Below are 24,522 nucleotides of genomic sequence, written 5' to 3' on the forward strand. Positions count from 1 at the left end.
ACTAAACCAGATTACAAATGAAACGTCTCTTTATAATATTTGCTTTCCTTGCAGCGGCTTTCAGCTCCTGTAAGAAATCACTGGAAGAAAACTATATGAACCCCGAGCTCACCACCAGTGGCTCCCTGGGTAAATTACTTTCGGGTATGTACCTGAATAAAAGGATTCACCCCTCTTACTGGGATTGGTATACATTCGTGATGCCAACCACAGGTGCGTTCTCTCAAACCGTAGCCCTTTCGCCAGGTGCACAGATGTATGTACCCTCTACCAGCTATACCGAAAACCGCTGGGTGGATTACTATGATGGTGCTACCGGTACAGACTACAATTACAGTGGCCCGGGTATCATGAGTAACTATCGTGAAATGGAGACCGTCTACAATGCCATGTCTGCCGAAGATCAGCAAACAGGCCTGATCTTCCTGAAAGTGGCACAGGTGATCTTATATGACCAGACATCACAGATGATCGACCTCTGGGGAGATATTCCCTTCTCAGCGTCCAACTCACTGAACGTTACCCGTTCCCTGAGTTATGCAAAGTTTGATGATGCAGCAAGTCTGTACGACACTATGATCACGAACCTGAAAGTGCTGAATGCTTATTTCGATACAGCCACCCTAGCTACCCTGCAGGCTACTGAACTGAAGAAACAGGACCTGATGTTCAACGGAGACCTGGGCAAATGGCAGCGCTATGCCAACTCACTGCGTCTACGTCTGCTGATGCGGATCTCTAATTACGACGAAGCTACTGCAAAGACAGAAGTAACGACTATGCTGAACGATCCGGCTACCTACCCGCTCATTACAGCTAATGAGTACAATGCCGTATTGTGGATGAGCCCTACCACCGTAAAAAGTGACCTGAATGATGTATTCTCCGGCTACCCATACGCACCGGCTTACCTGCTGGATACCCTGATGCTGGCGAATAATGACCCGCGTACAGATGTATTCTGGGATGCAGATGGTACAAATGGTTTCAAAGGATTCCCTGTGAACGGTACCACTGCACAATACGAAGCAGGTGGCTATGCTACCTTCGATTCCGCTACATTCTTCTATAACTATAATATTCCGGCCGTGCTGATGACCGCTGCAGAAGTGAGCTTCCTGAAAGCAGAAGCAGATGAGAGATGGACTATCGGCACCGCGCAGACAGACTATGAAAATGGGATTACACAGTCTACTGCATTTTATTATAGTATCAACAGCAACATGGTGCTGAAGAGCGGAGACTATACTGCACTGACCGCACCAACCACTGCTACCATCAGTACCTATTTGCTGAAGAACGCCATTGCCTACAGTGGTACCACCACAGAAAAACTGGCTAAAATTTACACGCAGAAATGGATGAATTTCTTCGTGCTGCAGGCCGGCCAGGCATGGGCAGAGTACAGAAGAACCGGGTACCCGGTGCTGGACTTTGCTACCTCCACATCAGCAAGTGGTCCAACACCTCCAAACCGCCTACTTTATCCGTCATCGGAACAGCTGTATAACAGTGCTAACTATTCTGCAGTATCCGGCAAGGATACCCGGGATACGAAGATCTTCTGGGATGTTAATTGATAAGTAGAGATAAGTGTTTAGTTCAACGGGATGTATCTTCTGGTACATCCCTGTTTGTTTTCTGTAGATGCCATTTGCCGGCTGGTTACAGGCCATTCACTCCCTATTTTGGAGGATTATATGAAAATGCCCGATTTATAATTGTTAGAATGACAATTATATTATAAATTCACCTCAAATTTACCCGTTATAGAAAAGACGCTGACTGATAGTAGCACTGTACGTAGTTAAGCCGATGAGTTAAAGTACATACCATACGAACTATAAATCTGGTTGCACCGGCATGCAAGGGCCCTTGACATGCCTGTAACCTGCTCAATCTCACATTCCACTTAAACGTAAAAAAAGTACGTTATGAAATTGCTTTACGCTTTTTTAGCGTTGCTGCTGCTCGTTTACGCACGGGCATACCCACAGCAGCACGATCTACAAACTTTTAATGGCATTGTCACCGATTCTGCCAACAACCCGATTCCTGGTGCCACCATCGCTGTCAAAAACGGAAACAGGGGCGTCGTGACCAAACCCGATGGTACCTTCACCCTCTCTACCGCCGCCGGCAGCATCATTACTGTCAGCATTATTGGCTACCAGACCCGCGAAGTGACCCTTACGGGCACCAGCCGTATCCAGATCACCATGACCTCCCTGGCCAGCAACCTGACCGATATTGTCGTGGTTGGATATGGTGTACAACGTAAGGCATCCGTTACAGGGGCCGTAAGCACCCTAAAATCAGACGATCTGGTGCGTACCCCGGCAACGACTACCTCCGGCGCTTTGGTGGGAAAAATGCCCGGTATTACGGCCAGAGCTGCCGACTCCCGCCCGGGTAACGGTACCTCCATCCAGATTCGCAACCTCGGGAACCCGCTTTTCGTAATCGATGGCGTTCCTTACACCGGTAGCACGGCCGTGACCTCCTTTGGTTTTACCAGCGGATCAGGTCAGGACGTATTCAACAACCTGGGCCTGGAGGATATCGAGAACATCTCCATCCTCAAAGATGCCTCTGCCTCCATTTACGGTCTCCGCGCCTCCAACGGTGTTGTCCTCGTGACCACCAAAAAAGGCCGTAAAAACGACCAGCCCAACATCAACATGAGCGCTTATTACGGCCTCCAGAACTTCACCCGCTATCCGCACCCCGCCAATGCCGGTCAGTACGTGCGCGCACTCGTGGAGTCCGAACAGAACCTGGGCCGTGATCCCTCATTGCTCTACACCAAAGACCAACTGGCCAAATGGGAAGCCGGTAATGAAAAAGGGTACAAAAGCTATGACTACTACAAGGAAGTACTCCGGCCCAATGTGCCACAGTATTACCTGAGTGCCAATGCCTCCGGCGGAGGGCCGCGCAACAGCTACTATATGTCCGTAAGCCGCCTCAAACAGGAAGCCGTGATCAAAGACTTCAACTACGAGCGTACCAATCTCCAGGCGAACCTCGAAAGCAGCCTGGCCAAAGGACTCAAAGTAGGTACCCAGATCAGCGGTCGCCTCGAAAAACGCCACCAGGTAGGTGTACCCGGTCTCGATGACTTTTTTAATCCCTTCCTCAGTATCTTCAGCATGTGGCCAACAGAAAGCCCCTATGCGAATGATAACCCGAAGTACATCAACCAGACCCACAACGTAAACGTAAACCCGGCCACCTACAAAGATGATGTAACCGGCTATGTGAACGAATGGTGGCGCGGCATGAACGTAAACCTGAATGCTCAGTACGACCTCGACTTTGGCCTCAGTATAAAAGGGATCTACTCCTACAACTACATGAACGAAGAATTCGACGGTTTTGAATATACCTGGGATGCGTACAAATACGACGCTACCAACAATAGCTACTATACAGAACCTGGTTTCGGTAACCAGAACCCATGGCGCGAAAGACACAAACGTAACGTTGTCTCCCGCTATGCGCAGTTCCAGCTCAGTTACAACCGCAAGTTCGGTAACCACAATATCTCTGCGGTTGGTGCGTATGAACTCTCCGATTACGACAACTCTTACTACGTAGTACATACAATACCTACTAACAATTACGTGCCTACGCAATACCTCGTGGAGCAGGACTATCTCTCCGACGAATGGTCACTGGAAGCCAGGGCCGGTTACATTGGCCGTATCAACTACGACTATAAATCCAAATACCTCGTGGAAGTATTAGGTCGCTATGATGGTTCTTACATCTATGCCCAGGGCCATCGCTGGGGTTTCTTCCCGGGTGTATCTCTCGGCTGGCGTATTACAGAGGAACCCTTCCTGAAAAAAGACTGGCTGAACGACCTGAAACTGAGGGTTTCCTACGGTGAAACCGGTAGCGAAATCGGTTTCTCTGATGGTAGTGCGCCCACTGCATTTGGCTACCTTGCCGGTTACAATTTCAATCAGGGAGGCGCTGTACTCAACAACAGTTATGTGATTGGTCTGCGCCCCCGTGGCCTGGCTGTGACAGAACTCTCCTGGGTAAAGAACAGAACCTGGAATGCCGGTTTTGACTTCACCGTACTGGATAATAAAATGAGCGGTCAGTTCGACGTATTCGAACGCCGCCGTACCGGTCTCCCCGCAGCACGTTACGATGTACTCCTGCCAAGTGAGGTAGGCTATAGCCTGCCCAATGCCAACCTGAATTCTGACGCTACCCGTGGTATCGAAGGTATGGTCACCTATATGGGCAAGAGCGGCAAAGTGAATTACAGCATTGGTGTCAATGCGACCTTTGCCCGTTTGCGAAGCCTGCATACCTACAAACCACGTTTTGGTAACGGCTGGGATCAATACCGCAACTCCATCGAAAACAGGTGGGCCAATGAAACCTGGGGTTACCACGTAACCGGTCGCTTCAACTCACAGGAGGAGATCAAAAACTACGGTATCGACAACGATGGCCAGGGTAACCGTACCGAACTGCCCGGTGATTTCAAATACGAAGACGTAAATGGTGATAAGATCATCAATGGCCTGGATCAGCGCCCTATTGGCTACGCACAGGGTGCACAGCCTTACATGAGCTTTGGCCTGAATGCCAGTGTGGGGTATAAAGGCTTTACCCTGAGAATGGATCTGGCAGGTGCAACGATGCAGTCTTTCCTGCGTGACTGGGAACTGCGTTATCCTTTCCAGAACAACGGTTCATCCCCTGCTTACATGCTGGCAAACCGCTGGCACAGGGCCGATCCATATGATAACAACAGTGCCTGGATAAGTGGTAAATACCCTGCTATTCGCAAGGATAATACAACTCACGTAAACTACCAGGTAAACGATTTCTGGATTACAAACGTGCATTACCTCCGTTTGAAAAACCTGGAACTGGCTTATAATTTCTCAAAAAACATGGTAAAGAAGATCGGGCTCTCAGCACTGCGCGTGTATGTAAATGGTACAAACCTGTTTTCATTTGATAATGTGAAGGAATTTGAAATTGATCCTGAAATCAGTTCTTCAAATGGCCTGGTGTATCCGCAACAACGTTTGTACAATTTCGGCTTTAATGTGTCTTTCTAACAATGAAAATGCAGAGACTTCATGACCGGGAAATTTTAACATACTCCCTGTCATGACAAAAGCCACTTTTAAATTCCAAACAACATGAAAAAACTTAGCATCATATTGCTCCTCCTTCTCAGCACTACCAGTTGCATGAAAGACTGGCTGGACCGGGAGCCCCGCACCATCCTCTCAGATCAGCAGGTATGGAACGACCCTAAACAAATCGTTGCCCTCCTCGCTAATTTCTACGACCGCCTTCCGGCCGAATCCGGCCTTGTCGATGTCAATGACAACGCTGATGGGCGGCTCTTCCAGTGGCGCGACATGGCCAATTTCGACGATGCCATGTGGAGCGGTCAGTCCAACGAAGATGGCCGTAACAACATCACCTCTTATAATTACAACAGCTGGTATCTCTGGAACTACACCTTCATCCGCGATCTCAATCTCGCCATTGAGAACATCGCAAAATACGGTGTCAATCTCACCGCCGCCCAGAAGAAACAATATTCCGCCGAACTCCGCTTCCTCCGCGCTTTCAACTACTTCGAACTGGTGAAGAGAATGGGAGGGGTGCCACTCATTACCTCACAGCTCATCTACGACTACAGTGGTAATGTCTCCAACCTGCAGCAGCCCCGTGCCAAAGAATCAGAAGTATACGATTTCATAGGCAACGAAGTAGACGCCATCAAAAATGACCTGGGAAATGATGGTAGCGTATCCCGCGCAAACAAGTACACCGCACTCGCACTAAAGAGTCGCGCCCTGCTCTACGCTGCCTCCATTGCAAAGTATAACAGTCTCATGGCTGCTCCGATCAGTACGCCCGGTGGGGAAGTCGGCATCCCTGCTTCCATGGCCAACAACTACTATCAGCAGTCACTCGCGGCCTCCCAGGAGATCATTAACAGTGGTGTATATACGCTCTATAAGAACAACCCTGACAATGGGGAGAACTTCTTCGAAGCAGTCACCAAGAAAGCTTCCAACAAGGAGGTGATCTTCGTCAAAGACTACCTGCTGCCTACCCGTAAGCATGTATTCTCTTACGATAATATTGCCCGTGGTATCCGCGAAGATAACCTGGGCTCATCATCCGTAACGCCCTCCCTGAACCTCGTAGAAAGCTACGAATATTTAGATGGTACAAACGGCGCACTGAAGATCCGCACAGCTGACAACAGTGATTTCATTTACTACGATAATGTGCAGGATATTTTCGCTAACAAGGATGCCCGCTTATACGGTACCATCATCTATCCCGGCACTACTTTCAAAGGTCTGCAACTGTCAATCCAGGCTGGGGTAATGGTCTGGAATGATACCCGCAATGCCTACGATGTGGTAGAAGGCAGTGACCTTGGTACCACCTACAGCGATGGAAAATTGCTGACAGGTACTTCCGGTCCGCACCGCTCCATCCAGGAAGTATCCAACACCGGGTTTTACCTGAAGAAATTCATTGACCCCAATGATAAAACCAGTACCCGTGGTGTACAGAGCGATGTATGGTGGGTATGGTTCCGCCTGGGTGAGATTTACCTGAATGCGACCGAAGCAGCTTTCGAATTAGGCCAGACAGGACCTGCGCTCAATTACATCAATACCTTGCGTGAACGCGCCGGTTTCCCGGCAAACAGTGTAACTGTGCTGACAGATGAACGCATCCGCAATGAACGCCGTGTAGAACTGGCATTCGAAGATCACCGCCTCTGGGATCTGAAGCGCTGGCGTATTGCAGACAAACTCTGGAATGGCAGCAGCTCCGGTGCCGATGCCATGATCTATGCACTGTACCCATACAGGGTGATCCGCCCCGGTAATGCACACGATGGCAAATATGTGTTTGTAAAAATGGTGGCGCCCCGTTTCCGCGCACCCCGCTTCTTCCAGCTGGGTAACTACTACACAGCCATCGACCAGTCAGTGCTGAACAATAATCCTAAGATTATTAAAAACCCATTCCACTAAGCATTATGAGATACTTAATCATAGCATCCTTACTGCTGATCCTATCAGCCGGATGTAAAAAAGATAACTTCGAAAAACCTAAGTCCACACTTAGCGGACGGGTGGTGTACGATAAGAATGCATTAGGCCTGCGCTCTAATGGTGTGCAGGTAGAACTGTGGCAGCATGGATATGCATTGTTCTCCAAAATACCTGTTTACGTAGGACAGAATGGCGCTTTCTCCGCCATATTATTTGACGGGGATTACAAATTGGTGCTGCGCCAGGGCAATGGCCCATGGCTGGATAATGCAGATTCTATCGACGTAAAGGTAAGCGGGGCTACTAATGTAGATATCACTGTTAAGCCATATTTCATCATCACGAATGCAAGCTTTACAAAGAGTGGTACACAGCTCACGGCGACTGTTTCTGTGCAGCAGGTTAACAATAACCTGCCTCTGGAAGCAGTGAATCTTTATATTGGTAATACGAATATTGTAGACCAGGTAAACAGCATCAGAAGTGTATCTGCCAAGCCTGATATCTCAGGGGCATTTACAATGCAGCTGACCTTACCGGCAGATGCAGCGTATTTTGCAAGGGTAGGCGTGAAGACAGCTGGGGTAGCAGAACAGGTGTATTCTGAAATAAAGGAAGTGAAATAAAAGAAACAGGGTGTCTCCGCTAAAGAGACACCCTGTTTTTATTCTGTTATATATGGAATATTAAGCGGTTCATTATTCGAAGCATGTAGTAGCAGGCTACGATAATTATACTTTCTCCAGGCATCCGCATCCGGATTATTTGCTAACCTGATAGGCACACCTGCTTTTTGATTAATTTTTATATACCCGTTATAATACTCAACAGCCTTATCGCCCTGGCCACTTAACAAAGCACATACACTGGCATTGTACAAACAAAGAAAACGAAGATTCTCTGGCAAGCCGGTTTTCTTCGATGCACTAACAAATTCATCTGCCATCTTCCCCAGTTTTGCCTGTCGGTCGCCATTTAACCGAATCGCCAGTGGTCCCCAGGTATTGATCGTCTTTTGCATCCGCTTACACAGTTCCTGCAGCTCTATTTGTTCTGCTGCCGGGGATTTGATCAGGTAGATATTATATCCGTTCTTTGTATACATGGTACTCCCATATCCGGCATCCAATATATCCCTGATCCTTTCACAGGCGTCATCCCATGCATTTTCAGCCAGTCTTTTTTCAATCTTTGCTTCATGCTCCGTTGTCCAGGCAAGACAAGTCGTGTCATGCATAAAGGGTTGAAAACTCCAGCTCCTTTTCCCGGTACCAGACAGGAAAGCTGAATCTACCAATGAGGAGAATTCTACGTCGTCCTGTACAACAGTGACTGACCTGAGTAGGGTACCGGATTTATCCATTACCTGCATAGTTACAGGAAACCGATACCTGTATTTTCTTACATAACAGGTATCGTATTTTTGTACATCTTCTACGGCCAGTTTCGTTAATCCAGGTGTCTGTACATTGATCCGGTATGTCTTTACGGAATCATTTACACCCGCCCTGGCATCGATAAAGACCGATTTCGAACTAAATCCATCCGGTGCAGTTACCACACAGGAATCGCCTTGTTTGAAGGTGTTAAATACCCCATCTAAATTTACTTCTACAGCCGTAAATTTTGAGGTTAGCTCCTGCGCCCGGGATTCATTGGCCAGCAGGAGCAATACAATAATAATTCTTATAGGGTTCATAGGTTGGGATTATTTATAATATTACAAAGGTAATACATACTTTACTATGACGGCAAAAACCGGATGAACGGTGCTATCTGACCAATAGAACCGTTCCCTTTATCTGTGCATTTCCCGCCTTGATATAGTATATGTAGGCACCCGCTTTTGCATTTGCACCATCCCATCCAAAGGACTTGTCATTCGGCACGCCGCGATGTTTTTCAAACACCTTATTGCCCCACCTGTCAAAGATCAGGAAGTCGTCAATGGAGATAATATCTTTAGCACCAATGATATAAAATACATCGTTCACCCCATCGCCGTTCGGACTGAATGCATTCGGCATCGCAAACTGGTCTTTCACGGAAGTATGTACATACACAGAAGCCGTGTCTGTACAGAAATACTCATTCTTTATAGTCAGCATGTAGACCACCGCAGAAACTGCATGAACGGTAGGATAGAGGCAGTTGCTGCAACTTAATCCCTCTGCAGGTGTCCAGGTAAAAGAAGTGGGTAATTCGCCAGCTGTCAGCAGTGGCGTTAATTGTATATCCTCAAAGCGGCCCACTTCCAGTACACGTGGTTCGAATGCAACTGCGAACGGATCGGTAGAAGCGTCATCATTGTTATTGGTATAATCAGTTTCTTTCAGTCGCCGGGTAGCATTCACCACTGCAGAGACAGTGCCACTCACCGGCGTAGGAATCACCTGCTGAAAGGTATGACAGGTACCCGCTTTCGCGGAATCATTGTAAAACAAAGGTTTCAGTAATACCCCGTCATCATAGAAAGATACAGTCAGGTCTTTTGGAATACTGTCATAGCCATTAGCCGTACAGATCTCAAACGTCACCAGCGTATGCGTGTTATCATAACATTTCACTTCCGAAATAGTCATGGTCAGATCCGGAGGTATTAGTCTTACAATAGCGGATACTGCCAGCTTACAACCATATGCATTTGTCATCACCGCATAGATGCCTGCACTGTCTTTCACGGTGATCGTTGGTGTCGCTGTTGTAGGAGCAATCATTGTATTTCCAGCTTCTGTTCGCCATGCATAAGTCGTCGCTGTAAAATTATTCACAGCGGTATTCAATGTATAGGAAGCACCGCGCAGCACTGTGGTATCTGCCGGCAGTATACTCCCCGTTGGTAAAGTATAAGTGGCCGCAGTAATGTTGTTACTTGTATCCGTTTCCGGCCATGTACCGGTATTCACTTTGATGCTGAAAGGAGACGCGCCTTTTAAAGTTACATGATAGCTCTCACAGGCGGAAGAACTATACGCAGCAATCGTGTAATTATTCCCGATCATCACGCCATTTGCATCGTAGAAACTCAGGTTCAAATGCTGCGGAATATTACCTGCTGTATAGCCGTTACAGATTTCAAAAGTCACATACATGCTATCGTTACGCGCGCATTCTGTGCTCAGTACATTAGCTGTATAATCATCCACGGGTGCAATATGAATGGTAGTGAAGGTGGAATCAAAGCAATTGTTCGCGTTGCTCACTTTTACATTTTGCTGAAACACCGTATCCTGACGATAAGGCGCTGTAAAGGCTGTGGTGACACAGGTACCGCAAGTCAGGTAAGTTGTTGGCGTCCATGTCACATTATTGATTGTACCACCACTTACCACTGCAGGCGTCAGGTTGATCGTCTGTGCGGGTGTCATTGCAATATCCGCAGGGGTGAGCTGTATCCTGAAGCGGTAGTTCGTCATCGTAGCCGTATTGGTAACGAACTTCGCAACCAGGGTATCGCTGTATGCATTGAGGATAAATGTTTCTAAATAAGAAGCGCATTTTCCCTTCAGGTCATAGGGCAGTAAGTATACCCCGATAGAATCATGCTTACCGTTGTACAAAGTGACCGTTGTTCCTTTGGGAATTGTTTGATAACCAAAATTGTAAAAGTACAGGGAAACGCGTAACTGTGTCTGGTTGTAGCACTCCACTGAATTCAGGTACACGTGTCCATCGGCAGTCGGATCATCAACTACAATGGTCACATAATTTGTTGTATCAGTACAGGTGCCATCCGTAGCAATCAATCTTACCTGGTAGTTACCCGGTGTCTGAAATACATACGTTAAATCAGTAGTGGTGGCTACTTCTGTTTCGGTTGCACCGAGTTTTATTCTCCATGAATAGGCGGTAGCATTGATAGAACGGTTTGTAAACAACACACTATCCAGCTCTACACCCACCTTGGAAGCGATCTTCCGCTTATCTGGATAGAAGCGCGCAGTGACGCCACAGTTTACCTGCAATACATCCTGCATGCTGCTATAACAACCGGATGCATCGTAGGCACGTAATTTCACTACATAGTTTTTCTTTTCAGTTACCGGCAAACTAAATGCTGCCGCAGTACTCACCACTACATTGTCCACCAGCCATTCATAACTTGTAGCCCCAGTAGAGGTATTCGTGAAATTCACGGTACTCCCTATCAACGGATAATCTACATTTTTTGTAAAAGCTGCAACGGCAACAGTGGCGCAGGGTGGATTACACAGAGTACTGCCAATCATGCCTGTCAGACTACTGCCAATAAAATCGCGCATACGTTGTGCCTGTCCATCTGTAAAAGACATGACGCAACCCGTACCGCCGCCGTAGTCCATAAAGTTATCCGGCAGGTCAGGAACATCTGTACTAAAGCCGGACAAGGTATCTGTGCTACAGGAGTTCTCCGGGCTACTACAGGGGAATCCACCATTGATAGATTGGTCAGGCGGTGTATCGCACACCATATCTCCATCCGTGGTACAATCATCATTTTTACAATCCTGGTTGGCAAAGGTGTGAATGAGGCTCAGATAGTGCCCCATTTCGTGTGCTACGAGGTCCACGCCTAATCCTGATACTACTACATCGCCACCGGCACTGGCATAGCCGGCCATGTGCAGACGGGTCCAGGCGCCACATTCAAAGGTTTGCAGGAATTCTGATTTGATACCGGACACCACCCAGATATTAATATAGCGGTTGCCATCCCATTTACCCAGGGCGGTGAGTGCGTCTCCTTCCATATCCGCGTCAAAGTCAGCCAGATAAGATTTCGTACGCAGGATGCCAGTGGTTGCGCCGCCGTCCGGATCTGTTTTGGCAAGGCAAAATTGTATACGGGTATCGGCTCTTGCCCCGGCAAATGCCCCGGTCTTGCCATAGGCATCGTTCAATGCTGCAAGTGCATTCGTTACATCCAGGTCCGTAATGGTGGTAGGATCCTCGTTAATGATATGAAAAACCACCGGCAGGGTATAATCTGCGGCCGCTAACCTGTTTGTATTCATCAGGATAGCATGGTTCGTCTTTTTTTCTTTTTGTCTGAAAGCATTGCTCTGCCGCCAGGTGTTCATCATCATATCTGTTCCGCATGACCGGGGGTTGATAGAGAGCCATCTGGCTGTGACAGAAGGTTGCCCAACTACCTGTGGCACTGGATATTGTGCTCTTAAAGATATGGCATAAAACAGGCAGATACAGGATAGCAGGTACCTTTGCAGGTTTTTCTTAGGCATAGGTTCTTAGTCGTGGTTATGATCGATAAAGATAAATAGAAATTCCCCTTGCTATGTCAATTAATATATATTATTTTTATTCAAAATGCCGGCTGATGGACCTTGAAAAACTGAAGCAAGAGTTACTAACCAGATGGAAGCATGCATTTAATGAGCTATCGCTTCTGCCCGAATTTAAAAAGAAGATCCTGACAGAGAAATATGTGCCGGGATTCAGATACGATCTGAAAGACTATGGAAATCAAGCATTTATGCTGCCTGATGGGAAAGTATTCCCTGAAGCACGTGCCAGAGAGATCAACGACTATCATTTTTATGGATTTGGTGCCGATGGAAAACCCGTTTATACTGCATTCCGCCACGTAGTAAACAATATTAACTGGGAAGCCTATTATTCTTACAGTGATGACCTGGTTGAATATGTTGAATTTTGTATCACAGAACATACTCAAATACCTTCCTGTATCAAACGAATTCTTTACAAAGAAGGAAGAAAGGTTGGGTGGCAATCGCTACTTCTCAATACCCGGGGCAGCGCCAATAATTTTGATGGAGATACTGCAGACGAGATCATTGCGGATATGCTGGGCGATCAATATTCCCTGTTTATATCAATAGAAAAATATCATTGGGAAGAAGACCGCATCGTCACCGCCGATGGACTGGGTATGGCGCCCGGTCACGGAGAATTTCATTACAGTCAGCACTACAGCTACAGACCCGATGGCCAGCTCGACGAGATCAGGGCTGTGTGCGAAACCGGCAATGAGCGGCTGACCTGGGTGAGACCAGATGATGCTGTAAATATCCAGGCACTGGAGGAAGAAGTGGCCGAAAAACTCGCTGAAGCGATCATCGATACACTGGTAGCTTCCCGCATCGAAACACCGCTATCCCTCTTAGAAATCAACTACCATGAAATAGCTGAATACATTCCATCTCTTTCTCCGCGCTCGCAGGCATTTACCACCGAAATTTCACGTCGTCACCAGGATGAAGATATATTTGATCTGATCTTTTTATCGACAGAACTGGATCATCCTTACATGAATATCCGGATGGAGAAATTCGAGCGTCCTTTTAAACAGTTTATGCAGATCATAGAGCGGGAAGAGAAATGGGAGATAGCGGCTGCCATGCTGCGCAAAGTGGCCTGGTTGCTTACTACGAATAAGCTCTACGGACGATTGCCGGTAAGTGATGATTTTGCAGCGTATGCCATAGACTGGGAGTCTGACATGGAGGAGTTTGAACGGATATTAGGTGAATGCGGGGTTGTGCCGGATGTAATATCATCCTGGCAGGAGAAGGGCTGGTTGTAAACCTTCCTGCATTGAAAAAATGATACCCGGGAAATTTTTTATACTGAAATAGCTATTTATTTTTCCAGGGCAAGAAAATTGCTGAACTGTAAAATTACCTGTTGAAATAAGCATCCAATATATCTTCCATCAGGCCCTTTGTCAGCGGTTTGTTTCTAAACCCTGATACATCAGGATGACAGATCGCCCGTTTGTGATCATCCGGATTCATGGATGTAGTGAGCATCACTACGACCACCTGTCCTTTTTCCTGATCGCCCAGTTTATTGTATTCTTCCAGGAATTCCCATCCATTCAGGGCCGGCATATTGATGTCCAGCAGGATGAGGTCTGGTTGGCCTTCAGGGGTATTTTTACAGTCTTTCAGGTAGTCAAGCGCTTCGGCTCCGTTCCATGCTACCTTTACGTGGTCTGCACAATCCATTCTTTTAATAACCATTTGGCTGATGAAATTGGTGGCTTCATCGTCTTCAACTAAAAGAATGGAGTGTAGTTTTTTATTCATGAGGTTTATGCTGAGATGGTGAAATAAAACTGACTGCCTTCACCTGGTATGGAACTAAGCCAGATACGGCCTCCATGCAGGGTGACTATTTTTTTACAATGAGCCAGTCCGATGCCTGTACCTTCGTATTGCAATTGATTGTGCAGGCGTTGGAAGATCTCAAATACTTTTTCCTGGTAACGTGGTGCGATGCCGATTCCATTGTCTGCAAAGGTGAATTCATATTCATGCTCCTTCTTTACACAGGTAATACGGACCACTGGAGGTACATGTTTCTGCCTGAACTTAATTGCATTGCTCAGCAGGTTTTGAAACAATAATTTCAGCTCTACCGGGTAGGCCTGTACGATTGGTAAGTTTTCCAGCACAACCTGTGCTTTGCTCTCGTGAATGGCGGTACGCAGGTCGTCTACTGCATTCAGGACGACCTGGTTACAATCCACTGCTTCCTTCACCTTTACCTTGCCGATACGGGAGTAATCCAGCAGGGCCTTGATCAGGTCACTCATACGGTTACTTGACTGGCGGATGAAGCGGAGATAGCTGTCCGCGGTGTCATCCAGTTTACCCGCATATTCTTTGGCCACCAGTTCTACCAGTGTACTGATAGAACGCAATGGTTCCTGCAAATCGTGAGAGGCAATATAAGTGAATTGCTCCAGTTCCTTGTTTTCCATCTCCAGTTTGCGGAGATACAACAGGGTCTGGTCTTCCATCAGTTTTTTCTCGCTGAGGTCACGGGTGATTTTGATAAACCCGGTCAGTTCACCTTCGTTATTGTGCAGGGCCGTGATGGTAACACTACTCCATAGTAAGGTGCCGTCTTTGCGTACGCGATAATCCTCGTGCTGTACACGACCATCGCGGATGGCAGCAGCCAGCAGTTTCTCCGGTAATTTATCAGCTCTGGCAGCAGGGGTGTAAAAGACCCTGAAGTTTTTACCTACAATTTCCTTCGCAGTATATCCTTTAATACGTTCAGCACCCTTGTTCCAGTTTACGATATTGCCATCGAGGTCGAGGGTAATGATCGCATAATCCTGGATCTCTCCGAGCAAACTGGCATATGTATCCTGTGATGTCTTTAGTAATTTTTCTGTAGCTGCGAGTTTTCGCTCTGCGTCCTGTAGCCGCTTGCCTAATACCTGTATGCTCTTCGATAATAATTCCATACCCGGACCATCTTCATCCAGATAATCCAGTTCAGCTTGGTCCGTCTTAATATATCGCAGCAACAGGTCGTAAAGTTCGGCGTGGCGCTGTCTGATCTCGTTCTCCATGGCCCCTTGGTTTTGTTGCAGAATAGTGGCCTGAAAAAGGTAAAACCGGTTACAGACTAAGATATCTGCAACCGGCTATTCTCATAACCACTCTTCTGGGGGGATGTTTAATTCAAAAAGTTCACAAAAATGCAAAATGAAATGTGCCTTTTTGTACAAAGCTGTTGCAATAGGTATAGACAATGCAAGTAAGTTTCACACGACTATTTCCAGATAATAAATTGGCAATGAATTCGTTAAATTGTCCCTTAATGTTTTGTCAGCCTGCTTTCAGCAATTGCTTGTCAAAGTCCCTTTATTCATATATATCTGGTTGACAGATATAGATATTTTCTAATAATGATGGTATATACGCAAATGCAGAAAAAACGGATTTAGAAATCTAAAAAAATATATTTGCAAAAAAATTGAAGATGGAAATAGCAGGACCAGACCCGGAGATTTTTAAACAATTGGTGACGATGAGAATGCCATTTGGGAAGTATAAAGATGTGCTGCTGTGCGATTTGCCAGTGTCTTACCTGGAATGGTTTAACCGGGAGGGATGGCCAAAGGGGAAATTGGGGATGTTGCTAAGTACGATGTATGAAATTAGGTTAAATGGGTTAATGGACCTGTTGAAGCCTTTGAGAGGCGGACCTCTCAAAGGCTGATAAATTTATATCGCTTTAAACACCACAATGCCGTTGTGGCCCCCAAAACCAAAGGTATTGCTCATTGCTACCTTTACTTTTTTCTCCACCGCAGTTCCCAATACGATATTTAAATCCGCCGGCAGGGCGGGATCTAATTCCTGCGTATTAATGGTTGGCGGAATCATACCATGTTTAATGGTTAAAACAGAAGCGATTGCCTCTATTGCGCCTGCGGCTCCCAGTAAGTGACCGGTCATAGATTTGGTTGCGCTGATGGCTACGGATGGTCCTAACAGTTTTGTAATAGCTGCTATTTCGCTCAGATCACCCACCGGGGTACTGGTGGCATGTGCATTTAAATAATCTACTTCAGAAGGGTGTAACCCGCCATCTTCCAGTGCACGTTTCATTGCTTCGCAGGCTCCCAGGCCTTCAGGGTGGGTCGCGGTCATGTGATAGGCATCTGCAGTCATGGCAGCGCCTGCTACTTCCGCATAGATATGTGCCCCCCTGGCTACAGCATGTTCGTATTCTTCCAGGATCAATGCACCCGCACCTTCGCCCATAACAAAACCATCCCTGCCGATATCAAAAGGTCTGCTGGCAGTAGCCGGATCATTGTTGCGCTGCGACATGGCCTTCATGGCACAGAATCCCCCTACGGATGCTTCCGTAATGGGTGCCTCGGAACCACCCGTGATAATCACTTTCGCCTTACCCCAGCGGATGTAATTCAGTGCATCCATGATAGCAGTATTGGAAGTAGAACAGGCAGATACGGTGGTATAGTTAATGCCCATCAGGCCAAAACGGATAGAGATCATACCGGAGGCCATATTTGCGATCAGTTTTGGTACAAAGAAAGGATTGAAACGGGGTTGATAATTACCCAGTGTATATTCTTTTACCTGCTCTTCGAAGGTGAGCATCCCGCCCTGACCGGAGCCCCAGATCACTCCTGTATCAAATGGGTTCATGCCGGCAAAATTGATCCCGGCATCATCTACCGCCTGCTGGGCAGCAATGAGTGCATATTGGGTAAAGGGATCCGTTTTTCTAAGATCGTTTTTATCCAGGTACTGCGCAGGATCATAATCTTTGATCTCGCAGGCGAACTGTGTCCGGAATTTGCTGGCGTCGAATTTTGTGATAGTCGCAGCCCCACTTTTGCCTGCAAGCAGGTTTTGCCAGAAGGTGCTGACTTTATTGCCGATAGGCGTAATCGCGCCTAAACCGGTGATGACTACTCTTTTCATAAAATATCGTCTAATAGTTGTTTACTGATTTTTTCAAAAGCGCTTTCGCCCATTACGCGACTCAGGAGGAGGGAAGCGAGCAGATTTGATACAATCATCAAAGCACGGTCTTCCGGAGCTCCTTTGAAGCTAAAAATGCCCTTTTCGCGGCCTTTATCCAGGCAGCGTGTCACCCATTCGATCACAGCGGCACTGAACTGTTGCAGGCGTTCCTGCATATTGGCAGGCAGGGTATTGTAATCCGGGGAGAGGGAGCCCATAATACAGGCCATATGGCCGCTACATTTTTTTTCAAAAGAGGCAATAAGCTGCCGCAGCTGCTGGTCCTCCGTTAAGTTTTCCCAATTGGCTATACCAATATTCAGGGAGTCGAATTCCTGCTGCAGTACTGCCATGCCCAAATCGGCCTTACTGGGAAAATAATAATGAACAGCGGCGTTTTTGATGGCCAGCGGATCGGATATCTCCTTGTAACTAAAGGCGTTAAACCCTTTTGTTTTGATCAGCTGATCGGCCAGGCCAACAATTTTGTCTTTCGTATCCTGCATCCTGCAAATATACTTACTTACTAGTAAGTAAACAAGTGGCTCCGGTTAATATGGTGAAGATAACCCTTTTTGAATCGGTTAGACGATACACAAGATTTTAGTGCAACCCTACATTATCGGTTCACTTAAAGATCACGATAAGTACACCTCAATATCCATTGGATATACAAGTGTACTTATCGTGATCTTTAAGTGAACTGTTGATGTAATGTTGCCACTGGATTCGGGGTATTGCTTTGTTATTGTTTTAATGTCATAATCAGATCATTGGCACCCTAATTGGGCCATACCTTAAAAAATGAAATCATGGCAGAAAAAGAAGTCATTCAATCATTACAAGAACTCCTCACCGGCAGTCATGCCCATATATCATTCGAAGATGCCGTAAAGGGGATACCTGAGAACCTGCGGGGAGTAGTACCGGACAATATGCCATACAGCATCTGGCAACTGGTGGAACATATCCGCATTGCGCAGTGGGATATCCTGGAATTTTCGAGGAACCCGGGGCATCAGTCACCCCCCTGGCCGGCCGGTTACTGGCCAAACGATCCCGTGCCGAAAGACGACGATGCCTGGAAGGAAAGCATTGCCCATATCAAAAGGGATTGCGCGGAATTCATTAAATTGCTAAAGCGACCCGGAGTAGATCTCTACGAGCCTTTTACCCATGGTGATGGTCAGCACCTCTTCCGTGAAGCCCTTTTAATTGCGGATCATACCAGCTACCATACCGGCGAGATCGTGGCTGTAAGACGGATGCTCGGGGCGTGGAAATAATTAAATACCATGGACATTGCTAAGCTGAGGGCAGATACACCTGGCTGCCAGACAAAAATACATTTCAACAATTCAGGCGCATCCTTACCGCCTTACCCGGTGCTGCACGCGATGCAGGATTACCTGACTGAAGAAGCTAATTGTGGAGGTTATGAAACAGCCGCCGCCAATGCAACTTCCCTCAACCGTTTTTATATGGCTGCCGGGAAACTACTGAATGCCCCGGCAAAGAATATAGCATTTACCAGCAGTGCGACCAATAGTTTTGCCAGGGCATTGTCGTGCATTCCTTTTAAAAAAGGAGATGTGGTGATCATTGCCAATGAGGATTATGCGAGCAACCAGTTGCAGTTCCTCTCCCTGGAAGAGCGTTTTGGCATAGCGCTGATCCGTGCACATAGCCTCCCCGAAGGCGGTGTGGATGTAGATCACATGACTTCCCTGATTAAAGAAAAGCATCCCCGGCTTGTATCGCTTACACATGTACCATCCAATACCGGGTTGATCCAGCCCGTTGCTGCGATAGGGAAAGTATGCCGCGAACTGGAGATCCCATATCTTGTAGATGCATGTCAGTCTGTCGGACAGCTGCCGCTGGATGTGGAAGCAATAGGCTGTGATTTTCTCTGTGGTACGATGCGGAAATTCCTGCGCGGACCAAGGGGAGCTGGCCTGCTGTATGTATCTGACAGGATCCTGCACAAACCCTGGTATCCTTTATTCCTGGATATGTATGCCGCTACCTGGACGGATGATGATACCTTCGTGACAGCACCTGATGCAAAACGATTCCAGGACTGGGAGCAGAATTATGCGTTATTATCCGGCAGTTATGCAGCGATCCATTATGCGAATGAAATCGGTTTGCAGAATATAGCAGATCGTAATAGGTATTTAGGTAGCCTGCTGCGGCCGCGATTACAGGCATTGCCGGGTGTGACATTGCTGGATAAAGGAACAGCACTGGCCAGTATTATTACCCTGACTGCGCCGGTGAGTGATCCGCAGTGGTTGCTGACTTCACTGAGAGAACGGCATATTAATACAGCCGTGAGCGTGACTGCAAGTGCGCTGATTGATCTGAAATCGAAAGGAGTGAACTGGGCACTGCGTATTGCGCCGCATTATTTTAATACAGAAGAAGAGATTGATCTATTGCTGGATGCGCTGGAATCATTATTTGCGAATCCTTAAAAATTTAAAAGTGCTGTTGCGTAAGCAACAGCACTTTTAAATCAGGCTTGCCATAAACTATCTACAAACCATCCCTTCTTATCCCTGAAATGCGCTATCGGCTCAAATCCCGCCTGTATTGCCAGTTTCTCCGATTCGTCCACACTATACTTCTGCGAAATCTCCATGTAAATCGTTTCATGCAGCTTAAACTCAATCACCTCATTTAATACCTTTACCTGCTGATCCTCCAGGCTTACCAGGTAACTCTTGCAAGCCCCTGTACCCGGATCATAGGTGGCATAATGATCAAACTTCGTCAGATCAAAATCCGCTTCCATCTCCCGGTTAATCCTCGTGAGCAGGTTCAGGTTAAACTCCTTCGTAATCCCTCCCGCATCGTTATATGCATTCAAAATAATCTGGGGATGCTTCTTCAGGTCAAAGCCTGTCAGCAACATATCGCCAGGCTGTAAATAATTGCGCAACTGGCGGCAGAACTTACGGGTTTCTGCAGGCGTGAAATTCCCGATATTGCCACCCATACACAGTACTACTTTGGGCCTTGCAGACAAGGTCTGTAGCATGCGCAGCATCTCGAAATATTCACCATGCAGGCCATGTACCTGCAGCGCGGGCAGGCGTTCTGGTAAGTGCTGCTCCAGTTGACTGATCACATTTGCACTGATGTCAATGGGGTAGTAAGTGAAAGAGTGATCTACCTGTAGTAATTCCTGTAAGAGATGTACGGACTTGGTGGCATCACCTGCGCCCAGTTCCACTACATCGAAAGTATCTGTGAGCGAAGCGATCAGTGCGCTGATCTGCGCTGATTGTTCCCGCATGATCTCCATCTCACAATTCGTCGGATAGTATTCCGGACAAGCCATAATGCGCTGAAAGATCCGGTCTCCGTTATCATCATAAAAATACTTTGCGTCGAGGTATTTGTCCTTTGCATGCAATCCCTGCAATACATCATGATGGAAAGCTGGTAATTGTTCCTGTTTCGGGGTCAATACAGTGAAAGCATTCATTACAGAGGTGGTAGCCATAATGTAAACTTAATTGTTGAATAAGAATTATTTAGCTAATCTGATGCCAGTATATTGCCATCTCAGTGGAGGATGGAAAAAATTCCTGTAGGTAATGCGGCTATGCCCCGGCGGAGTGGCTACAGAACCGCCCCTCAGCACCATCTGGCTCACCATGAACTTTCCGTTATATTCTCCGATCGCACCGGGTGCTTTTACAAAACCGGGATAAGGGAGGTAGGCACTTTCTGTCCATTCCCATCTTTCTCCCCACGCCAGTTGCGCTGCCGCAGCTTCCCATTCATTTTCTGTAGGGAGGCGTAATCCTTTCCAGGATGCATATGCAGTGGCTTCGTAATAACTGATATGGGCAAGTGGCTGATTGGGGGCTATGAGTTGCAAACCTTTCAGGGTGTAATTCATCCACTGACCATCTACTTCGTGCCAGTACAGCGGTGATTTTACCTGGTTTGTTTTTACCCAATCCCAGCCTTCAGCATGCCAGTGGCGGAAGTCCGTGTATCCGCCGGCCTGCATGAATTCCAGGTATTCTTTATTTGTCACAAGTGCATTGCTGATGCTATATTCCTCCAGGTACACCTTGTGCCGGTTCAGTTCGTTGTCAAAACAAAACCCGTTTCCTGTATGACCTATTTCGTAGATCCCGGCAGGCATTTTTATAAACTCAGCAGCCGTGATGTTTCTTTCTTTGAAACAGTAGTCTTCCTGGTAAGCGGGGAAGAGGGGATTATGACCAAGGATGTATTTGATATCGGTGATCAGTAATTCCTGGTGTTGTTCTTCGTGGTTTAATCCGAGAGTGATGAGGGTATGTAGTTCATTAGAAATTTCCTGTTCTAACAATTGAGTCATTTGCTCGTCTACATAGGATCTGTATTTGTATACATCCGTTACCCCCGGTCTGCTCAGGTTGCCCCGGTCTGTACGGATCACTCTTGCACCTACGGATTCATAATAACTATTGAACACGAAATTATAATCAGGATTAAAGACCTTATAATCCTTCAGGTTAGGTTGCAATACAAATGTTTCAAAGAACCAGGTCGTATGGCCCAGGTGCCACTTGGGCGGACTCACATCTACCACAGGTTGTACAACATAGTCCTCTGTTTGTAATGGCGCGCATATGCTCACAGATCTTTGGCGCACGATGTCAAAAGCTTGCTTTAATTCCATTGTAAGTATTTTGTCAGGTCGCTGATAGTCTTTATTTGTAAGGCACTGGCCTGTTGTCTCCGCATCATGAGTGCGTATGTATTATTGAATCCTACGGGTGTCAGCCATTTTATATGATAACGTTGTTGAAAAGCACCGGCTACATAGTCGTATACTTTATCTGCATTGCCCCCGAGGGAATCGAGGGTAGCTGGTGCTGCCTGCAATATCACAAGCAGACCGGTACCGGTATATTCGGGGTAGAGGTCAATCTGTGCATTCGTCAGTGCTTCAAAGCAGATCTTAGTACCTCCCAGACCGGTTTTTGTTTCTACCTGCAGATCGGTGTAACCTTCGACCAGTAATTTGTACATATTGGCGAGGATGTAGCCATCACCAAAGATCTTGGCACCGATACGGATCGTACCTTTTGCACCCGCTCCGGGTGATTGCAGCAAATGGTGGGCGTCGAGAAACTCCTTAGCAACAACAGCCGGGGACTGTTTTAAGATATCTACCCGGTAATTCAATGCTGTCATGATACTATCATTAATTGTACCAGACAGTTTATTGAGTGCAGGTGCCAGTTCCGGATATTTATCCAGTACATCCTGGCGCACGATAGGGGCGGCGTAATAAGGCGGAAAGATGTGTTTATCATCCTGCAATACCTGGAGGTCATAGGCCTTTACGCGGCCATCGGTACTGCTGCCACTGATCACGTCTATTTTTTTATCGTAAGCGGCTTTGTACATGATCATATCACTGATCACCACGGTACGGATCTTTAAACCATAGATCTTTTTTAAACCGATATCGCCATCATTCCGGCCCATGAATTCAGGCGTAAATCCTGCGAGTAACCTGGAGCCGTAGAAATCAGGGAGCAAGTAGAAGGAAGACAATACGAGAATGAACAAAGGCATCAGGAATATCTTCCGGAACCTGATGCGCGACAATCCCCAGTCGAATAGGATAGCGAGCAAGGCCGCAGGAATAGCTCCTGCTAAGATCATGTTCGTATTGTTGAGGGCAATGCCGCCGAAGATGAATTCACCTAAGCCACCGGCAGCAATGTATGCCGCGAGGGTAGCCACGCCTACATTGATCACGGTGGCCGTGCGCACCCCTGCGAGTAATACCGGCATGGCCAGCGGTAACTGTATTTTGAAAAGCAGCTGGTGTGGACTCATACCAATACCTGTTGCCGCCTCTGTAATTGCCGGATCAACCTGTGTGATGCCGGTATAGGTATTACGTACAATTGGCAGCAGTGCATATAAAAACAGGGCAACAATCGCTGGCGCAGGACCGATACCCAGCAAGGGAATCATTACGCCTAATAGCGCGATACTGGGGATGGTTTGCAGTATGCCTGCGAAGCCAAGCACTGCACCTGCCATTTTCGGTTTGCGGGAGATGGCGATACCCAGGGGCACACCAATCACTACGGCAATTAATAACGAGATAAAGGTAAGGCCGATATGTTGCAGGGTTTGTTCCAGGATCTTGCCGGATTCCTGCTGAAGAAAATCAATGAAGCTGTTAGCTGGTTCCATGCATTTGTTTAGATTGCCTGTACTGGTCTACGGCATCCAGCAGTATATTGCGCGGCATGCCGGCGGCGATGGCATCCCATACGGTGAGGGTATCATCGCCATTGAGATTTGCTAACCATGGCCGGAGACCGGCAATCGTGAGCGCTTTCAGTTCCAGTACAAAGCGGTGTTCATCAAAAAAAGACCTGACAAAGTCATTAGCAGGTGAAAATAGGAGTTCGGCGGGAGTGCCGGTTTGCTGTACTTTGCCTTTGTCCATGAGACAAATGCGGGTGCCCAGTTCGAAGGCTTCCTGCACATCATGGGTGACCATGATGATCGTCTTATGTTGGATCTCGTCGAGTGCGCGAAATTCTTTTCTTACACTGGTGCGGGTCACGGGGTCCAGTGCACCAAAGGGTTCATCCATGAGCAGTACGGGAGGATCTGCGGCCAGTGCGCGGGCCAGTCCTACACGTTGCTGTTGTCCGCCGCTGAGTTGTTGGGGATAGGCATGGAGGTAATCCGATACCGGGAGGTGAAGTTTTTCCATGAGGGAGGAAACCCTGGCTTTGATCCGGCCTGGATCCCATTTCAGCAGACCCGGAACTACACCTATGTTTTCAGCAACGGTGTAGTGCGGAAAAAGACCGTGGTACTGAAGTACATAACCGATGCTTCTGCGCAGTGATTCCAGTCGCTGTGTTTCTACGGCATCACCATTTACATAGATGTGACCACTATCGGGTAATAAAAGTCGGTTGATCATCCTGAGCGTCGTTGTCTTGCCACTTCCACTGGTGCCCAGTAGTATGAGTGTTTCTCCTGCATTCACCTGGAATGAAACAGCAGAAACGGCGGGCTTCCCGTTGAGGAATGACTTGCTCACATTTTCCAGTTTGATCATATGGGGAGTAAATTACTCATATTGTTGATAGGAAAAACTTTATGCGGGAGAATCCGTGAATTGTACAAATGGT

The 24,522-nt window shown here is 47.2% G+C and carries 18 protein-coding genes; 8 read left to right on the forward strand and 10 right to left on the reverse strand.

Annotated elements, in window-relative coordinates; translation table 11 throughout:
• The first annotated feature begins 17 nt into the window (after window positions 1-17).
• From U0033_RS00390 to U0033_RS00405, 4 genes are all read left to right on the forward strand, one after another.
• Window positions 18-1,580: a SusD/RagB family nutrient-binding outer membrane lipoprotein gene (locus U0033_RS00390; protein ID WP_072357242.1), complete on the forward strand. Its 1,563-nt coding sequence runs from the start codon at window positions 18-20 to the stop codon at window positions 1,578-1,580.
• Between the two features lie 354 nt (window positions 1,581-1,934).
• Window positions 1,935-5,093, forward strand: a complete 3,159-nt coding sequence (locus U0033_RS00395; RefSeq protein WP_072357243.1) for a SusC/RagA family TonB-linked outer membrane protein — start codon at window positions 1,935-1,937, stop codon at window positions 5,091-5,093.
• 84 nt (window positions 5,094-5,177) lie between these two features.
• The gene (locus U0033_RS00400; protein WP_072357244.1) at window positions 5,178-7,052 is read left to right on the forward strand and encodes a RagB/SusD family nutrient uptake outer membrane protein; all 1,875 of its coding nucleotides are present in this window, start codon (window positions 5,178-5,180) and stop codon (window positions 7,050-7,052) included.
• Between the two features lie 5 nt (window positions 7,053-7,057).
• On the forward strand, window positions 7,058-7,699 hold the full coding sequence (locus U0033_RS00405; RefSeq protein WP_072357245.1) for a DUF3823 domain-containing protein: 642 nt from the start codon (window positions 7,058-7,060) through the stop codon (window positions 7,697-7,699).
• Between the two features lie 38 nt (window positions 7,700-7,737).
• Here the strand turns inward: U0033_RS00405 and U0033_RS00410 are convergent, their stop codons facing one another.
• A complete protein-coding gene (locus U0033_RS00410) occupies window positions 7,738-8,772 on the reverse strand; it encodes a hypothetical protein (RefSeq protein ID WP_072357246.1) in 1,035 nt (344 codons plus the stop codon).
• 73 nt (window positions 8,773-8,845) lie between these two features.
• Window positions 8,846-12,295 carry a T9SS type B sorting domain-containing protein gene (locus U0033_RS00415; protein WP_072357247.1) on the reverse strand — a complete coding sequence of 1,150 codons (3,450 nt, stop codon included), beginning with the start codon at window positions 12,293-12,295 and terminating at the stop codon, window positions 8,846-8,848.
• A 95-nt stretch (window positions 12,296-12,390) separates the two neighbouring features.
• On the opposite strand from U0033_RS00415, the gene U0033_RS00420 reads away from it, so the two are divergent.
• Window positions 12,391-13,617 carry a hypothetical protein gene (locus U0033_RS00420; RefSeq protein WP_072357248.1) on the forward strand — a complete coding sequence of 409 codons (1,227 nt, stop codon included), beginning with the start codon at window positions 12,391-12,393 and terminating at the stop codon, window positions 13,615-13,617.
• A 94-nt stretch (window positions 13,618-13,711) separates the two neighbouring features.
• Here the strand turns inward: U0033_RS00420 and U0033_RS00425 are convergent, their stop codons facing one another.
• Together U0033_RS00425 and U0033_RS00430 are read right to left on the reverse strand one after the other, a co-directional pair.
• Window positions 13,712-14,122, reverse strand: a complete 411-nt coding sequence (locus U0033_RS00425; protein ID WP_072357249.1) for a response regulator — start codon at window positions 14,120-14,122, stop codon at window positions 13,712-13,714.
• 5 nt (window positions 14,123-14,127) lie between these two features.
• On the reverse strand, window positions 14,128-15,402 hold the full coding sequence (locus U0033_RS00430; RefSeq protein ID WP_245801710.1) for a sensor histidine kinase: 1,275 nt from the start codon (window positions 15,400-15,402) through the stop codon (window positions 14,128-14,130).
• Between the two features lie 413 nt (window positions 15,403-15,815).
• Between U0033_RS00430 and U0033_RS00435 the strand changes: the two genes are divergently transcribed.
• The gene (locus U0033_RS00435; RefSeq protein ID WP_072357250.1) at window positions 15,816-16,055 is read left to right on the forward strand and encodes a DUF3820 family protein; all 240 of its coding nucleotides are present in this window, start codon (window positions 15,816-15,818) and stop codon (window positions 16,053-16,055) included.
• A gap of 5 nt (window positions 16,056-16,060) precedes the next feature.
• Here U0033_RS00435 and fabF read toward each other — a convergent pair whose 3' ends face one another.
• Window positions 16,061-17,293 carry a beta-ketoacyl-ACP synthase II gene (gene fabF, locus U0033_RS00440; protein ID WP_072357251.1) on the reverse strand — a complete coding sequence of 411 codons (1,233 nt, stop codon included), beginning with the start codon at window positions 17,291-17,293 and terminating at the stop codon, window positions 16,061-16,063.
• Window positions 17,290-17,841, reverse strand: coding sequence for a TetR/AcrR family transcriptional regulator (locus tag U0033_RS00445; RefSeq protein WP_072357252.1), 552 nt, complete (start codon window positions 17,839-17,841; stop codon window positions 17,290-17,292). Before U0033_RS00445 ends, fabF begins: the two co-directional genes overlap by 4 nt.
• A gap of 306 nt (window positions 17,842-18,147) precedes the next feature.
• On the opposite strand from U0033_RS00445, the gene U0033_RS00450 reads away from it, so the two are divergent.
• Both U0033_RS00450 and U0033_RS00455 read left to right on the forward strand, forming a co-directional pair.
• Complete coding sequence (locus U0033_RS00450; protein WP_072357501.1) at window positions 18,148-18,621, forward strand: DinB family protein; 474 nt, start codon at window positions 18,148-18,150, stop codon at window positions 18,619-18,621.
• A gap of 9 nt (window positions 18,622-18,630) precedes the next feature.
• Window positions 18,631-19,815, forward strand: coding sequence for an aminotransferase class V-fold PLP-dependent enzyme (locus U0033_RS00455; protein ID WP_072357253.1), 1,185 nt, complete (start codon window positions 18,631-18,633; stop codon window positions 19,813-19,815).
• Between the two features lie 41 nt (window positions 19,816-19,856).
• Here U0033_RS00455 and egtD read toward each other — a convergent pair whose 3' ends face one another.
• Genes egtD through U0033_RS00475 form a run of 4 tightly spaced genes read right to left on the reverse strand, consistent with a single transcriptional unit; the run spans window position 19,857 to window position 24,449 of the window.
• Entirely contained in the window at window positions 19,857-20,849 is a 993-nt protein-coding gene (egtD, locus tag U0033_RS00460; RefSeq protein ID WP_083571342.1) for an L-histidine N(alpha)-methyltransferase, read from the reverse strand.
• Between the two features lie 27 nt (window positions 20,850-20,876).
• The gene (gene egtB / locus U0033_RS00465) at window positions 20,877-22,025 is read right to left on the reverse strand and encodes an ergothioneine biosynthesis protein EgtB (protein ID WP_072357254.1); all 1,149 of its coding nucleotides are present in this window, start codon (window positions 22,023-22,025) and stop codon (window positions 20,877-20,879) included.
• Window positions 22,016-23,563 (reverse strand): ABC transporter permease/substrate-binding protein, encoded by a 1,548-nt coding sequence (locus U0033_RS00470; protein WP_072357255.1) that lies wholly within the window; start codon window positions 23,561-23,563, stop codon window positions 22,016-22,018. The genes egtB and U0033_RS00470 overlap by 10 nt, the downstream gene beginning before the upstream one ends.
• Window positions 23,550-24,449, reverse strand: a complete 900-nt coding sequence (locus U0033_RS00475; RefSeq protein ID WP_072357256.1) for an ABC transporter ATP-binding protein — start codon at window positions 24,447-24,449, stop codon at window positions 23,550-23,552. The genes U0033_RS00470 and U0033_RS00475 overlap by 14 nt, the downstream gene beginning before the upstream one ends.
• Window positions 24,450-24,522 lie beyond the last annotated feature (73 nt).

Origin of the sequence: Chitinophaga sancti (assembly GCF_034424315.1) — a bacterium.
GTDB lineage: Bacteria > Bacteroidota > Bacteroidia > Chitinophagales > Chitinophagaceae > Chitinophaga > Chitinophaga sancti.